The organism is Rahnella bonaserana (assembly GCF_019049675.1).
Taxonomy (GTDB): Bacteria; Pseudomonadota; Gammaproteobacteria; order Enterobacterales; family Enterobacteriaceae; genus Rahnella; species Rahnella bonaserana.
In genome coordinates, this window is record NZ_JAFMOW010000059.1 from 47187 (window position 1) to 62974 (window position 15788).

Sequence of the window (15788 nt, forward strand, 5' to 3'; positions counted from 1 at the left end):
AATTTCATTTCTGACTTCATCTTTTATGCAGGATTGTGATCCGGCGCGTATCCGTTCTGACTCCGGCACGTGCAAAGCCCGATAAAGGTGCAACGTCGCACCGTTCTGGCGCAGTTATGCCCTGTGACCCGGTTCACACTCTGCACAAATAAAAATCTGCGTCCCGCATTTCTGTCTGGAAAATCTGTGTCCTGCCTTTCTCATGTGTTTAATTTGTTAATTATTTGATCCAATTTTGTTTCATTGTTATCGGTAACGCTGATCTTCCGGGCACAACCTGATGGGCTCGAAGGATTTAATTAACTTTATTTTCACATAAACAGTCACTTAATTTAACAATTAAGGGCTTTGATCACATTCTCTTCACGACCCCGCGAAAAGCGCTTTCCCGTTAAGTTAATCTCTGAGTGTGGAATAAATGACCACTGCCCGTTCCCCTACACAAGAACAGAACATCATAAGAAAGGTACCGACATGAAATTTAACCTCGCATTAGTCAGTGCATGTGTGGTTTCAGCATGCATGTTATTCACAACACCGTCATTCGCCGCCAAACCCTATGACATTGCCGTCGTCGCCAAAGTTACCGGCATTCCGTGGTTCACCCGCATGGAAGTCGGCGTAAAAGAAGCTGCGCAAAAACTGGATGTTAACGCCTATCAGGTGGGCGCTTCCACGCCGGATCCGGCGCAGCAGGTTAAGGTGATCGAAGATCTCATCGCCAAAAAAGTCGACGCCATTATCGTGGTGCCAAACGATGCCAAAGTGCTTGAACCGGTGCTGAAGAAAGCGCGCGACCAGGGCATTGTGGTGTTAACGCATGAATCACCGGACCAGCAGATTGGTCAGTGGGATATCGAAACCATCGACAGTCAGAAATATGCGCAGGCCAATATGGATGAGCTGGCGAAAGACATGGGCGGCAAAGGTGGTTATGCCATTTATGTCGGTTCCCTGACCGTGCCATTGCATAACGCCTGGGCTGATGCCGCAATTAAATATCAGAAAGAAAAATACCCGGATATGCATGAAGTCACTTCACGCCTGCCGGTGGCAGAAAACATCGATAAGTCTTACTCCACCACGCTCGATTTAATGAAAACCTATCCTGACCTGAAAGGGATTATCGGTTTCGGTTCGCTCGGCCCGATTGGTGCCGGTCAGGCCGTTCAGCAGAAACGTGCGAAAAACAAAATCGCGGTGGTCGGTATCGCCATGCCTGCTCAGGCTGCGCCATACCTGATGCGCGGTGATGTGAAGAAAGTGCTGCTGTGGGATCCGAAAGATGCCGGCTACGCCTTAGTTACCGTCGCCGACCAGTTGCTGCAGGGCAAAGAAGTGACCAAAGACCTGAGCATCGAAGTTTTAGGCAAAGCTGATGTGGATATGGATAAACACGTGATCCGCTTTAATAAAATTCTGGAAGTGACACCAGAGAATGCGAAATCACTCGGCTTCTGATTTAGCTTTTTAATTCTTTTATTTATCGGATATTTACCGGAGATACATTTATCTCCAGCGCCACACCAGGCAAATAGAAACAGATACGGCGATGTTTGCTGTGCCGTATCTGAATTTCTAATCAGACATTGAAACTTATACCCTAAATAATTTGAGTTGTGGGAAGGCGGCAAATGAGTGAATCCCGATGAGCTTACATATGTAAGTGATTCAGGTGAGCGAGTGCAGCCAACGCATCCACAGCACGAAGTATGAGGGGTATGTTGTAAGGATTGCGATGAATACTCTCAGCACGTCCCCTGCCCCTGCTGAGGCCTTTATCAGCCTCGAAAAAATCAGTAAAAAATTCCCCGGCGTATTAGCGCTGGATAATGTCAGCCTGACGCTGAATAAGGGCGAAGTGCATTGTCTCGCCGGTCAGAATGGTTGCGGCAAGAGCACCATTATTAAAATTATTTCAGGCGTATACCAGCCGGAAAAAGGCGCGGCGATTACGCTCGACGGAAAACTATTTCATACCCTGACGCCGCAACTTTCTTCTTATTACGGCATCCAGGTTATTTATCAGGACTTATCTTTATTCCCGAATTTATCGGTGGCCGAAAATATTGCCATTCACCGTTATTTACCAGGCGGTGATTTTTGGGTACACCGCGAGGCAATGCGCAAAAAAGCTGTCGCGGCGATGCAACGGGTCGGTGTTTCTCTCGATCCGGACCGTAAAGTCGAAAAACTCTCGATCGCAGACCGCCAGTTAGTGGCAATATGCCGCGCAATCGCCGCTGACGCCAGCCTGGTCATCATGGATGAACCCACCGCGTCGCTGACCCGCACCGAAGTTAACGGCCTGCTGCGCGTGGTCAATGAGCTGAAAGCCGCGGGCATCTGCGTGGTGTTTGTCAGCCACCGTCTCGATGAGGTGATGGAAGTCGCCGACCGTATCAGCGTGATGCGCGACGGCAAACTGGTCGGCACGTATCCGGCCAGTGAACTCGACAGCAATGAGCTGGCGTTCCTGATGACCGGACAGCGTTTTACCTACAGTCATCTGCCGCACCGCGCACCCGCCGACGTGACGCCGCTGCTGGAAGTCAGCCATCTGAGCCGTAAAGGCCAGTATCAGGATATTTCGCTGTCACTGCGCCAGGGCGAAATCACCTCGATTATCGGCCTGCTGGGTTCGGGGCGTACCGAACTTTGTCTGAGCCTGTTTGGCATGAGCCAGCCGGACAGCGGTGAAATCCGCGTTAACGGCAATGCGGTGAAATTTCACAGCAACCGCGACGCCATCCGCCACGGTATCGCTTATGTGTCAGAAGACCGTCTGACGCAGGGGCTGATCATGGAGCAATCCATTTACGACAACACGCTGGTGTCGATTTTCGACAAGCTGCACACCGGCACCGGGCTGATGGATCACCGCAAAGCGGCATCAGTGGTGAAAGACCTTATCCGTGACCTGAACATTAAAGTTTCCGACAGCGGCTTACCCGTGAAGACGCTTTCCGGCGGTAATGCGCAGCGTATCGCCATCGCCAAATGGGTCGCGACGCAGCCACATATCCTGATCCTCGACTCCCCTACCGTCGGCGTCGATATCGCCAACAAAGAAGGGATTTACCGCATCGCCCGCGACCTGGCGGAGTCCGGTATGGCGGTGCTGATGATTTGCGATGAAATCCCGGAAGCTTATTACAACAGTCACCGCGTGCTGGTGATGCGCAAAGGCCAGCTGGTGGCGGAATTCGCGCCGCACCAGAGCAGCGAAGCGCAGATTGCGGAGGCGATCAATGGATAATAAATCTCTCTCGAAACTGTTTTCTCAGCACGAATTCTGGCTGGGATTACTGGTACTGCTGCTGGTCATCGGCCTGAGCATCAGCACCAGTGAATTTATGACGCTCGGTAACCTCACCGACGTCGCCACCAGTTACGCCATACTCGGCATTCTGGCCTGCGGCCTGTTCGTGGTGCTGATTGCCGGCGGCATCGACATCTCTTTCCCGGCTGTGACCTCTATCGGACAGTACGTGATGGCGAGTTACATCATCCATCACGGCGGCAGTTTTCCGCTGGCGTTTGCCATGTCGATGGGCACAGGTTTACTGCTGGGGCTGGTCAATGGTTTTCTGGTGTACTGGCTTCGCGTTCCGGCCATCATCATTACGATTGCCACACTGAACCTGTTCTACGGTTTGCTGGTGTATCTGACCAATGGCACCTGGCTGTACGGCTTCCCCGACTGGTTTATGAACGGTATTAACTGGTTCTCCTTTACTGCCGCCGACGGTTATGACTATGGCCTGACATTGCCGTTACTCAGTCTGCTGGGCGTCATTATCGCCACCGGTGTGCTGATGAACCGCACCCGTGTCGGGCGTCAGATTTACGCGATGGGCAGCAACCGTGACGCCGCCTCGCGCCTCGGTCTGAACATCCTGCGGCTGCATTTTTACGTCTACGGATTTATGGGATTACTGGCGGGTATCGCTGCAGTGGTTCAGGCGCAAATCACCCAGTCGGTAGCACCGAATTCCCTGCTCGGATATGAACTGACGGTACTGGCAGCAGTTGTGTTAGGCGGCACCAGCATGACCGGTGGGCGCGGCTCGCTCACCGGCACCATTCTGGGCGTGATGCTGCTGGCCTTCCTGCAAAACGGCCTGACTCTGTTGAGTATTTCGTCTTACTGGCATCAGGTATTCAGCGGCGTGATCATTCTGGTCAGCATCAGCAGCACCGCGTGGAATGAAAAACGCAAACTGGCAAAGGGGATGTGACATGACGACCTTAAACCGATTCTTCCCCGGCGACCGCATCATCCGTTTGCAGTTGCTGATCATCGTCGCCGTGGCCGTGCTGTTCTCGTTCACGCTCGGCGGCAGTTTCTACAGCGTCGGCAACTTCCAGTCGATCTCTTCACAACTGCCTATCCTTGGCATGCTGGCGCTGGGAATGGGCATCACCATGCTCACCGGCGGTATCAACCTTTCAGTGATTGCCGGAGCCAATGCCTGTTCGCTGGCGATGGCAGCGATTCTGGTGGCACACCCGGATCAGCCGCAATATTTCGTGCTGGCGATGCTCGCCGGTCTGGCCGTTGCTGTGGTCATTGGCGTTCTCAATGGCGCGCTGATTGCGTATATCGGTGTTTCGCCGATTCTGGCAACGCTGGGCACCATGACGCTGATTGCCGGGCTGAACATTCTGCTGACCAACGGCGCGGTGATCTCCGGCTTCCCGGCGGCAATCCAGTATCTCAGTAACGGCAGCCTGCTGGGCATTCCGGTCGCCCTGCTGCTCTTCCTGCTGGTCGCGCTTTTGCTGTGGGTTTTACTCGAACACACCACGCTCGGCCGCAGCCTGTATCTGATGGGTTCCAACGAACAGGCCACGCGTTTCAGCGGCGTTAACACTCATAAAGTGACCATCGCGGTGTATGTGCTTTCCGCCCTGCTCGGATGGGGCGCGGCACTGCTGATGATGTCCAAATTTAACTCAGCGAAAGCAGGCTACGGCGACTCGTATTTGCTGGTGACCATTCTGGCCTCGGTGCTCGGCGGGATTAACCCCGACGGCGGTTTCGGTCGGGTCATCGGGCTGGTACTGGCACTGATCGTCCTGCAAATGCTGGAAAGCGGCCTGAATCTGATGGGTGTCAGCAGTTACCTGACAATGGCTCTTTGGGGCGGCGTCCTGATCCTGTTTATCGCTCTGCAAAACAGAAAATCTTAAGCGAAAGCTTTTTACCGAAGGGAAAGAACATGGCGAGTTATTTTATTGGAGTTGACGTAGGAACCGGCAGCGCCCGCGCGGGCGTCTTCGACATGACCGGCCGCATGGTCGGCCAGGCCAGCCGTGAGATTACGCTGTACCGCCCGAAAGCCGATTTCGTCGAGCAATCCTCTGATGAGATCTGGCAGTCCGTTTGCAATGCCGTAAAAGACGCGGTGAATCAGGCAGATATCAATCCGATCCAGGTGAAAGGCATCGGTTTCGACGCGACCTGTTCGCTGGTGGTGCTGGATAAAGAAGGAAAACCGCTGACCGTCAGTCCGTCCGGTCGCAGCGAGCAGAACATTATTGTGTGGATGGATCACCGCGCCATTACTCAGGCGGAACGCATCAACGCCACCGGTCATCGCGTGCTGGAATTCGTCGGTGGGATTATTTCGCCGGAAATGCAGACACCAAAACTGCTGTGGCTGAAACAGCATATGCCCACCACCTGGAACAACGTCGGTCACCTGTTTGATCTGCCTGATTTCCTGACCTGGCGTGCCACGCAGGACACCACACGTTCGTTGTGTTCCACCGTCTGCAAATGGACCTATATTGGCCATGAAGACCGCTGGGATCCTGGCTATTTCCGCCAGATCGGGCTGGAAGATTTGCTGGAAAACAACGCGGCAAAAATCGGCAGCGAAGTGAAAACCATGGGCGAACCACTCGGGCATGGCCTGACCCAGCGCGCTGCCGCCGAAATGGGGCTGATGGCAGGCACGGCAGTCAGCGTCTCGATTATTGATGCTCATGCCGGCAGCCTCGGTATTCTCGGTGCCAGCGGCGCCTCCGGTGAATCAGCGGATTTCGACAACCGCATTGCGCTGATTGGCGGCACCTCAACGGCTCACATGGCGATGTCGCGCAGCGCACGCTATATCGGCGGGATCTGGGGGCCTTATTACTCAGCGATTCTGCCTGATTACTGGCTGAACGAGGGGGGACAATCTACCACCGGCGCGTTGATCGACCATGTGATCCAGTCGCATCCGTGTTATCAGGATTTGCTGAAACAGGGCAAGGACAGTGGCAAAACCATTTACGAAGTGCTCAACGGCATCCTGCGCAAAATGGCCGGTGAACCGGAGAATATCGCCTTCCTCACCAAAGACATTCATATGCTGCCCTACTTCCACGGTAACCGTTCCCCCCGTGCCAACCCGACGCTGACCGGTACGCTGACTGGCCTGAAACTTTCGCGCACGCCGGAAGATATGGCGCTGCATTATCTGGCGACCATTCAGGCGCTGGCGCTCGGCACCCGTCACATTATCGAAACCATGAATCAGAGCGGTTACCGCATTGATACCATGATGGCGAGCGGCGGCGGCACTAAAAACCCGGTATTTGTACAGGAACATTCTAACGCCACGGGCTGCGCGATGTTATTGCCGGAAGAAAGCGAAGCGATGTTGCTTGGCAGCGCCATGATGGGCACCGTCGCGGCGGGCGCATACGACTCTTTGCCGGAAGCGATGGCGGCCATGAGCCGTATCGGCAAAACCGTTACGCCGCAAACCAACAAAATCAAAGAGTATTACGATCGCAAATACCGCGTATTCCATGAGATGTACCACGACAGCATGAAATACCGCCGCCTGATGCAGGGGGAAACTGAATGAATGCAGAAGAGGAATTTACGCTGGCGTGTCAGGGCTGGCAGATTTACAGCCAGGAACTGCTGGCGTTGCAGCACAATCTCGATGCGGAGGTGTGGCAGCAGTTGCTGACGCTGGTGACCGGCTGTAAGGGCAAGATTGCCGTGACCGGCGTCGGCACCTCGGGGATTGCGGCGCGGAAAATCGCGCATATGCTGGCGTGCGTCGAACAACCCGCCGTATATCTCAGCGCGACGGATGCTGCCCACGGTGACTTAGGTTTTATGCGCAGCAACGACCTGATGATCCTGATTTCACGCGGCGGCAATTCCGAAGAACTGACGCGTCTGCTACCGACGCTGAAGGGCAAAGGCGTGGCAATCATCAGCGTAACAGAGAATCTGGATTCAGCCATTGCCCGCGCCGCCACGCTGGTGGTGAAAACGCATATCCAGCGGGAAATCGATCCGCTCAATATGCTGGCCACCACTTCTATCGTGCTGGTGCTGGCGGTGTTCGATGCATTATGCGGCAACATTATACTGCGCAATGGCTTCGATCAGCAGCGTTTGCTGAAAGTCCATCCTGGGGGAAATGTCGGTAAGACGTTGCGTGAGAAGGATGTTTGAATTGTGCTTTTATCCTTTAATTTCTTCCGCCACCAGCGCCGCCAGAATTGAGACAGCGCGCGCGGTGTGCGGCCCCCATTCGAATGACGTATTCAGACGCAGACAGTGACGGAATCTTTCATCGGCCGAAAACATGGTGCCGGGCGCGACGCTGACGCCTTGTGCCAGCGCGCGCTGATAGACCCGCGCCGCATCCACGTTATCGCCCAAATCCAGCCACAGGAAATATCCTCCCGCAGGTTGCGAGACTGAAACCTGCGGCGGGAACTCCCGGATAATTGCGTGGCGCATCGCCAGCTGACGTTGTTCGAGCTGACGCCGTAAACGCCGCAAATGCGTGTCGTAACCGCCCTGCTGCGCGCTTTGCAAATAATCCGCTAATGCCAGCTGAACCGGTACGCTGGCCGATAATGTGCTCATCAGTTGCAGACGCTGGATACGTTCAGCATAAGCACCCGCCGCCACCCAGCCGACACGAAATCCCGGCGCCAGGCATTTTGAAAAAGATGAACAGTGCAGAATTTCCCTGCGGTAATCTGACGCTTTAAGCGGCACCGTCCGTTCGCTGCCGAAATACAGTTCGCTGTACACATCGTCCTCAATCAGTGCCACGCTGTGCGCCTGCAAAATTCCCACCAGCCGTGCCTTGTTTTCCGGTGGCAGGCTGCATCCGAGCGGGTTCTGAAAATTCGACATCAGCCAGCACGCTTTAATCGGATAGATTTCCAGCGCCTTTTCCAGTGCATCAGGATCCATGCCGTAACGCACATCTGTCGGAATGGCGACGGCTTTTAATTTGCGGCGCTCAATGGCCTGCAATACGCCGTAAAAAGCGGGCGATTCGATCGCCACCCAGTCACCCGGCTCTGTCACTACCTGCAAACTTAATCCGAGCGATTCCATCGCACCTGACGTAATCACAATTTCATCGGGTGCAACTTCAATACCGTTTTGTGCGTAGCGCTGCGCAATACTTCGGCGCAGCTCTTCATTACCTGGCGGCAGATTTGCAATGGCGCTGTGTGGTGACATGCGGCGCACAGCGCTGGCCAGTGAGCGCGCCAGCCGTGGTTGCGGAAAAAGCGTCGGATCAGGAAACGCAGAACCGAGCGGCACCACGGCAGGATCTTGCCCGGCTTTGAGGATATCGAAAATGGCGTCGTTAACATCCACCTGTTCGGCGGCGTGCAGGCGTTCATCAGGCGAATGACGTACCGGGCGATGTGTTGCAGCCGCCACGTAATAACCGGATTGCGGGCGGGAAACAATTACGCCCTGACTTTCCAGCAACTGATAAGCCTGCAATACCGTCATCAGACTCAGGCCGGACTGTTTGCAGGTATCGCGCAACGAAGGCAAACGGTCGCCCGGCAGCCAGACCTGCGTATCGATTTGTCTGCGTAATGTACGCGCGAGCGTTTCATAACGGGATTCGGCCATCATTCATCTGCACTGTTATAGGAAGTGTTAATCAAATGATAACTATTATGCCTGCTTTTAGCGTTGAACAGCGACGTAAACTGCTCATCAACAGCAATCAATGTTTACCAGAGAGGTCTGGCGGCGAAACATTCGCCATGTTAATGTGTGAAAACACCGCATTACTCAGATTTATCTGACCTCCCGTTCATGCCTGTTCGCGCAACCTTACGCTTTCTAAACATTTTCTCCACGATTGCCGGATAAATGACATTTTGGCTTTCACTCTTTTACATCTTCCTCGCATTACTATTCATTGGAATGAGTAGACTTGTTTACGTCGAAACAAAACGGGCGACGTGCCTGAATATTCAATGAGGAATTTAATTATGCGTAAACTTACCGCAATGATTGTGGCTTCAACTCTGGCTCTGAGCTCTGCTTCTTTCGCGTTTGCTGCTGAGACGACCGCTGCTCCTGCAGCTGATGCCACCACCGCGCCACACGGCAAAATGATGCACCCTAAAGGCCCGCATCATATGAACCCGTTTGCCGGTCTGAACCTGACTGAGCAGCAGAAAACTCAGATGAAAGAGATCATGAAAGACAGCGGCGCGCGTCCTGACCGCGCAGCAATGAAAGCACAGATGGATCAGATGCACAGCCTGGTGGCATCCGACAGCTTCGATGAATCAAAAGTGAAATCGCAGATTGATACCATCACCAAGGCGCAGTCCGACCGTATGCTGGAACGCGCACGTGCTGAGAACAAAATGTATAACCTGCTGACGCCAGAGCAGAAAAAACAGTTCAACGAGAACTACCAGAAACGCGCTGCCAAAATGGAGCAGATGCGTGACCACAAACCAGGTGAAGCAAAACCTGCTGCCGCTGAATAATCGCGTCTGATAACCTGCATAACCGGCCCCTCTCGGGCCGGTTTTTTTTTGCATTCTTGCTTCTGCGCCACAACTCTAATGTCATCCGACCAGTCTTCTCTGCTGAAAGCGTCAACCCCATCACAATTTCATCTTTAAGTTCAAACTTTTCCGTTTAGAAACACTATTTTTAAACGGAATTTTCACAATATTGCAACCTGATACCGATCTACGCATCGTACCTCTACATCACACTCTATGCATAAAAAGTGGCCTGCCTGAGCAGGACCATTCTTAAGGAGTTGTACATCATGAAAAGCGTCAAGTCCGGGATTACCTGGCTGGTGGTGGCGTTAATCGGGGCTTTTGCCTTCGGAATGCTGGCCCTGAGCCGTGGCGAACACGTCAACGCGCTGTGGCTGGTGGTCGCCGCTATTGCCTGTTACAGCATTGCCTACCGTTTTTACAGCCTGTTTATCGCTGAAAAAGTCTTTGAACTTGATGACAAACGTATGACGCCGGCCGAGCGCCACAACGACGGGCTGGATTACGTACCGACCAACAAATGGGTATTGTTCGGCCACCACTTTGCTGCCATCGCAGGAGCCGGTCCGCTGGTCGGCCCGATCCTTGCCGCGCAAATGGGCTTCCTGCCGGGCACTATCTGGATTTTAGTGGGCGTGATGCTGGCCGGTGCGGTGCAGGACTTCCTGATCCTGTTCATATCCACCCGCCGCGACGGGCGTTCATTAGGTGAAATGGCTAAACAGGAACTGGGCGATTTTGCCGGCGTGATCACTATGCTCGGCGCACTGGGCGTGATGATCATCATTCTTTCCGCGCTGGCGCTGGTGGTGGTCAAGGCACTCGCCGACAGTCCGTGGGGTCTGTTCACCATCGCCGCCACTATTCCCATCGCCCTGTTCATGGGCATCTACATGCGTTTTCTGCGTCCGGGAAAAATCGCTGAAGTGTCAGTGATTGGTTTCGTGCTGATGATGCTGGCGATTGTGTACGGCGGTAACGTGGCGGCAGATCCTTACTGGGGACCGTTCTTCACCCTGCACGGCACCACGCTGACCTGGGTTCTGGTGATTTACGGCTTTATTGCTTCGGTATTGCCGGTGTGGCTGCTGCTGGCACCGCGTGATTATCTCTCGACGTTTCTGAAAATCGGCGTGATTGCCGGTCTGGCGGTCGGTATCGTCTTCGCTATGCCGGAAATGAAAATGCCCGCCGTCTCACGCTTTATCGACGGCAGCGGTCCGGTGTTCTCCGGCAGCCTGTTCCCGTTCCTGTTTATCACCATTGCCTGCGGGTCGATTTCCGGTTTCCACGCGCTGGTTTCCAGCGGTACCACGCCAAAGCTGATTGAACGCGAAAGCCATATCCGTTTTATCGGCTACGGCGCGATGCTGATGGAATCGTTCGTGGCGATCATGGCGCTGATTTGTGCGTCGGTTATCGATCCGGGCGTATATTTTGCGATGAACTCACCGGCGGCGCTGATTGGCACCACGGTGGAAAGTGCTTCGCAGGTGATTAATGGCTGGGGCTTTGTCATTACGCCGGACGTTCTGACGCAAATCGCCAAAGACGTCGGCGAGCAATCCATTCTTTCCCGTGCCGGTGGCGCACCGACGTTTGCGGTGGGTATGGCGCACATCATCACTGACGTGTTTAACAGCCGCGCGATGATGGCCTTCTGGTATCACTTCGCCATCCTGTTTGAAGCCTTATTTATCCTGACTGCCGTCGATGCCGGTACCCGCGCCTGCCGGTTTATGGTGCAGGATCTGGTGGGCGTCGCCGTTCCGTCGCTGGCGAATAACCGCTCATGGATTGGCACGTTTGCCGGTACCACCGTTGCAGTCGCTGGCTGGGGTTTCTTCGTTTATCAGGGTGTAGTCGATCCATTAGGCGGCATCAATACGCTGTGGCCGCTGTTCGGTATTGGCAACCAGATGCTGGCTTCAATGGCGCTGATTCTGGGTACTGTTGTGCTGTTCAAAATGAAGAAACAGCGTTACGCGTGGGTGACGATTTTGCCGACCATCTGGCTGTTTATCACCTCAATGACCGCAGGCTGGCAGAAGATTTTTCACGAAAAACCGTCGATTGGTTTCCTGGCCCAGGCGAAGAAATTCAACGCAGGCATCGACAGTGGTGAAATCATCAAACCGGCGAAAACGCTGGCGGATATGCACACCATCGTACTGAACAATCAGATCAACGCTATTCTGTGCGGCTTCTTCATGCTGGTGGCGGTGACCATGCTGATTTCCGCCTTCTTTGTTATCCGTCGTGCGCTGAAATCTGCTACGCCAACCGTGCATGAAACTGCCGTCGTCAACCGTCGCGAGGCCCGCCATGTCTGAATCACGTGCATTATTTAAGACACCACGCTTAGCGACATTTCAGGTGACGCGCTGTCAGCCGTTATTTGTACCGCAGGCGAAACCGCATAACGTGGCCGAGTGGCTGAAACTGGCCATGAAGCGCACCGCGCAGAGCTTCCGGCTGATGGTCGGCGTGCAGGATTATCAAAATTATGTCCGGCATATGCAGGTGCGACATCCTGACAGCACGCCGATGACGGAGCGGGAATTCCACCGCCGTTGTCTGGAGGCGAGATTCCCGAGCGAAGGCGGGAAAATGGGCAAATGCCCTTGCTGAAAATGAATGGCTCCCTCTGAAAAGAGGGAGCCATATTGGGTTCAGGAGCGCGGTAAACGGTACAGACAATGTTCCCGCAACCAGTGCCCTTCTTCCAGCGCCGGATGCATGAAGTTCTCTCCGGGATCACATATCATGCCGAGCTTCTTCATCACTGCCTGAGAACGTACATTCGGCAGCGCCGTAAATGCCACAATTTCGCTTAGCCCAAGATGGGTAAACCCGGCATCCAGCGCGGCGCGGGCTGCTTCGGTGCAATAACCTTTTCCCCAGGCATCCACTTTCAAACGCCAGGCAATTTCGACGCAAGGTACAAAAGGCAGATCGTATCCCGGCGTATGTAAGCCGACAAAACCAATAAATTCTCCCGTCTCACGCAACTCAACGGCCCATATTCCCCAGCCACGCTCATTGATCAAATTCTGACAGCGCATCAGCATTTCGTCACTTTTCTCACGGGTCATGGTGGCGGGGAAAAACTCCATGACCTGCGGGTCTGCATTCATTGCAGCAAATGGATCAGCATCGCTGTCCTGCCACTGACGCAGGATCAGGCGAGGTGTGGTGACAGCCAGCGGCGGAACAGCCACAGGAACAGTAAAAGCTTCCATCAATAACTCCTTGTTTATGGCGGGATCTCAGGGACATCCGCTGAGCATCTTTGTACTGATTATTTTGAATTTACGTGGCGCTATTGAAACAGGCAAGATTTCCTATTAAAGCTATTCACATCAATTATGTGTGAGCAGGAATTGCCAAAGGAAGAACTAACATGATTTTTCACCGCTATCACGGGCTGGGTAATGATTATCTGGTCTGCCATCACAGCGTAGCCGCCCTGCTCAGTAATGAGCAAATTCAGCGACTCTGCGACCGTCATTACGGTATCGGGTCCGACGGTTTGCTGATTGACCATGACGACGCTGATATTTCTTCCCTGCGCATCATCAATCCCGACGGTTCAGAGGCCGAGAAAAGCGGCAACGGCCTGCGGATTTACGCCCGCTATCTGTTTGATATTGGCCGCGTGAAGCATGAACCGTTTCTGGTGAATACCCCCGGCGGGCAGGTGCGTTGCGAAGTCACCGAAGGTGCGCATCAGGTGATTGTCGATATGGGGCAGGCAAAATTTTCTCCGGCGGCTTTACCGGCAACCGTTGAAGGTAATGAAGCCCTTGCCTTGCCACTGCTCGCGGGCGGACATAACCTCAGTGCGACGCTGGTGTCGATGGGCAATCCGCACTGCGTGATCCGCGTGGATAAACTGGATTTAGAACAGGTGAAACAACTGGGTTCTGAAATCGAAACACTGGCGATTTTCCCGAAACGTACCAACGTGCAGTTCGCGCAGGTGCTGGACAGAAACAACATCACGATCGGCATCTGGGAGCGCGGCGCGGGTTATACGCTGGCCTCCGGCAGCAGCAGTTGTGCGGCCGCCAGCGCGATGCGCAAACTGGGGCTGGTGGATGAAAATGTCACGGTACATATGCCGGGCGGAAAACTGGCCATCAGCTTCAGCGGCGATTTTCAGGTCAACATGCGCGGGCCGGTGCAGAAAATTGCCACAATTACCCTCGATAACGACTGTTTCTGGGATATGACGACGTAGTTCAGTCGCCTTCTGTAGGCTTCGTCTCCTTCTCTTCTGACGTCCTCTTTTGATTGCGGCAGTCCGACTGCCGCAATTTTAAACACCTCATCATAAATAAAACTCATACCTGCATAATGATTTTATGGCAGACAGCGCGCTTTACAGCCCCTAAGTTGGTTATCAGGAAGCACAACAATGAATAACCAACTCATTGTTTAATAAAAAAAATAATCTTAATAAAAACCCATCATGACCGGTCTTCGTGCTAAGCCGGTTAGTGAAATTTTGTCCAAAGTTTTAATCCGATCACATATTAATAAAAAAAACAGAGAGCGTACCCTATGAGCAACAACACCATCGTGGACGTGAAAACGTGGATAGACGAGCGCCCGATATCGAAATATCAATGGGTGGTTTTATCCCTGTGTTTCATCATCATCATGTTCGACGGTTATGACGCCGCGGTGATGGGCTTTATCGCCCCGGCGCTGATCGAAGACTGGGGCATCAGCCGCACTGAAATGGGGCCGATCCTGGGTGCTGCTATGTTTGGCGTGGCTATCGGTGCACTGATTGCCGGACCGAACGCGGATCGCTTCGGTCGCAAACGGGTGCTGATGTGGTCGATTTTCTGCTTCGCGCTGTTCAGCCTGCTGAGCACCTTTGCCCGCACGCCGATGGAAATGGCGATCCTGCGTTTTCTCACCGGCCTCGGTTTAGGCGCGGTGATGCCCAATACCGTGACGCTGGTGTCGGAATACATGCCCGAACGCCGCCGCAGCCTGATGATCACCGTGATGTACAGCGGCTTTAACGTCGGTTCCGGCGCGGGCGGTTTTGTCGCCGCGGGTTTACTGCCGCACTACGGCTGGAAGTCGGTCATTTTCGCGGGCGGGATTGTGCCCTTGCTGATGCTGCCTTTGCTGCTGTGGATCCTGCCGGAATCGGCGATGTACATGGTGGTGCGTAAAGTGGCGAAGGAAAAAATCGCCAAAGTACTGACCCGCGCCGGTGGCGTATTCAGCGAAGGCACCCGGTTCGTGCTGAAAGCGCCGGTGATCCAGAAAAAAGCCAAGGTCTTCCAGCTGTTCACTAACGGTTATGCCAAAGGCACGATTGTCCTGTGGGTCACTTATTTCATGGGACTGTTCGTGATTTATCTGCTCAACGGCTGGCTGCCAACCATTATGCGTAACGGCGGATTCTCGCTGGAACGTGCAGCTATCGTCGCCGGTTTGTTCCAGTTAGGCGGCACTTTCGGCGGCCTGATGGTCGGCGGGCTGATGGACAAATTCATCGCCAAACGGGTCATTGCCGGTTTCTACATGATGGGCGTGGTCAGCCTGCTGTCGCAGGGTATCGGCAACTTCGGCCCGGATATTCTTGCCCTGCTGGTGTTCATCAGCGGCGTTTGTATTAACGGCGCACAGACCGGTTTGCAGGCATTTTCTCCGGCTTTCTATCCGACGGAAATGCGTGCCACCGGCGTCTGCTGGATGCACGGTATCGGACGCAGCGGCGCCATTATCAGCTCGTCCATGGGCGGCGTCCTGCTGGGCGTTTTCTCCGGCCAAAACATGATCTTTATTATTCTGGCGCTGCCTGCATTGCTGGCGGGACTGAGCATTCTTTTACACCGTGCGGCGCACCCGGCCGAGATGATCAAAGGCGTTGATATTACTGACATCCCGGAGTTGTCGCGCACCATGAATATCCGCTAGTCTCTGGATTAGCCACCTTATAATTAGAA

At 53.9% G+C, this 15788-nt stretch carries 13 protein-coding genes; 11 read left to right on the forward strand and 2 right to left on the reverse strand.

Going from position 1 to position 15788, the window contains the following annotated elements:
- Positions 1-474: 474 nt before the first annotated feature.
- The 6 genes from J1778_RS08955 (at position 475) to J1778_RS08980 (ending at position 7471) form a co-directional block, all read left to right on the forward strand.
- Positions 475-1461, forward strand: a complete 987-nt coding sequence (locus J1778_RS08955) for an autoinducer 2 ABC transporter substrate-binding protein (RefSeq protein ID WP_217172877.1) — start codon at positions 475-477, stop codon at positions 1459-1461.
- A gap of 277 nt (positions 1462-1738) precedes the next feature.
- Positions 1739-3259 carry a sugar ABC transporter ATP-binding protein gene (locus tag J1778_RS08960; protein WP_217172878.1) on the forward strand — a complete coding sequence of 507 codons (1521 nt, stop codon included), beginning with the start codon at positions 1739-1741 and terminating at the stop codon, positions 3257-3259.
- Positions 3252-4241, forward strand: coding sequence for an ABC transporter permease (locus J1778_RS08965; RefSeq protein WP_217172879.1), 990 nt, complete (start codon positions 3252-3254; stop codon positions 4239-4241). The genes J1778_RS08960 and J1778_RS08965 overlap by 8 nt, the downstream gene beginning before the upstream one ends.
- A 1-nt stretch (position 4242) precedes the next feature.
- Positions 4243-5196 (forward strand): ABC transporter permease, encoded by a 954-nt coding sequence (locus J1778_RS08970; protein WP_217172880.1) that lies wholly within the window; start codon positions 4243-4245, stop codon positions 5194-5196.
- 29 nt (positions 5197-5225) lie between these two features.
- A complete protein-coding gene (locus J1778_RS08975; protein WP_217172881.1) occupies positions 5226-6866 on the forward strand; it encodes an FGGY-family carbohydrate kinase in 1641 nt (546 codons plus the stop codon).
- Entirely contained in the window at positions 6863-7471 is a 609-nt protein-coding gene (locus J1778_RS08980) for a KpsF/GutQ family sugar-phosphate isomerase (protein WP_217172882.1), read from the forward strand. Before J1778_RS08975 ends, J1778_RS08980 begins: the two co-directional genes overlap by 4 nt.
- A 9-nt stretch (positions 7472-7480) precedes the next feature.
- On the opposite strand, the gene J1778_RS08985 is transcribed toward J1778_RS08980, so the two are convergent.
- Complete coding sequence (locus J1778_RS08985) at positions 7481-8911, reverse strand: aminotransferase-like domain-containing protein (RefSeq protein WP_217172984.1); 1431 nt, start codon at positions 8909-8911, stop codon at positions 7481-7483.
- A gap of 368 nt (positions 8912-9279) precedes the next feature.
- Between J1778_RS08985 and spy the strand changes: the two genes are divergently transcribed.
- The 3 genes from spy (at position 9280) to J1778_RS09000 (ending at position 12444) form a co-directional block, all read left to right on the forward strand.
- Entirely contained in the window at positions 9280-9789 is a 510-nt protein-coding gene (gene spy / locus J1778_RS08990; protein WP_217172883.1) for an ATP-independent periplasmic protein-refolding chaperone Spy, read from the forward strand.
- 290 nt (positions 9790-10079) lie between these two features.
- A complete protein-coding gene (locus tag J1778_RS08995; protein WP_217172884.1) occupies positions 10080-12146 on the forward strand; it encodes a carbon starvation CstA family protein in 2067 nt (688 codons plus the stop codon).
- The gene (locus tag J1778_RS09000; RefSeq protein ID WP_217172885.1) at positions 12139-12444 is read left to right on the forward strand and encodes a YbdD/YjiX family protein; all 306 of its coding nucleotides are present in this window, start codon (positions 12139-12141) and stop codon (positions 12442-12444) included. Before J1778_RS08995 ends, J1778_RS09000 begins: the two co-directional genes overlap by 8 nt.
- Positions 12445-12485: 41 nt before the next feature.
- On the opposite strand, the gene J1778_RS09005 is transcribed toward J1778_RS09000, so the two are convergent.
- Positions 12486-13055, reverse strand: coding sequence for a GNAT family N-acetyltransferase (locus J1778_RS09005; protein WP_217172886.1), 570 nt, complete (start codon positions 13053-13055; stop codon positions 12486-12488).
- Positions 13056-13216: 161 nt separating this feature from the next.
- On the opposite strand from J1778_RS09005, the gene dapF reads away from it, so the two are divergent.
- Positions 13217-14056 (forward strand): diaminopimelate epimerase, encoded by an 840-nt coding sequence (dapF, locus tag J1778_RS09010; RefSeq protein ID WP_217172887.1) that lies wholly within the window; start codon positions 13217-13219, stop codon positions 14054-14056.
- Positions 14057-14379: 323 nt separating this feature from the next.
- A complete protein-coding gene (locus tag J1778_RS09015) occupies positions 14380-15759 on the forward strand; it encodes an MFS transporter (RefSeq protein ID WP_217172888.1) in 1380 nt (459 codons plus the stop codon).
- Positions 15760-15788: the final 29 nt, after the last annotated feature.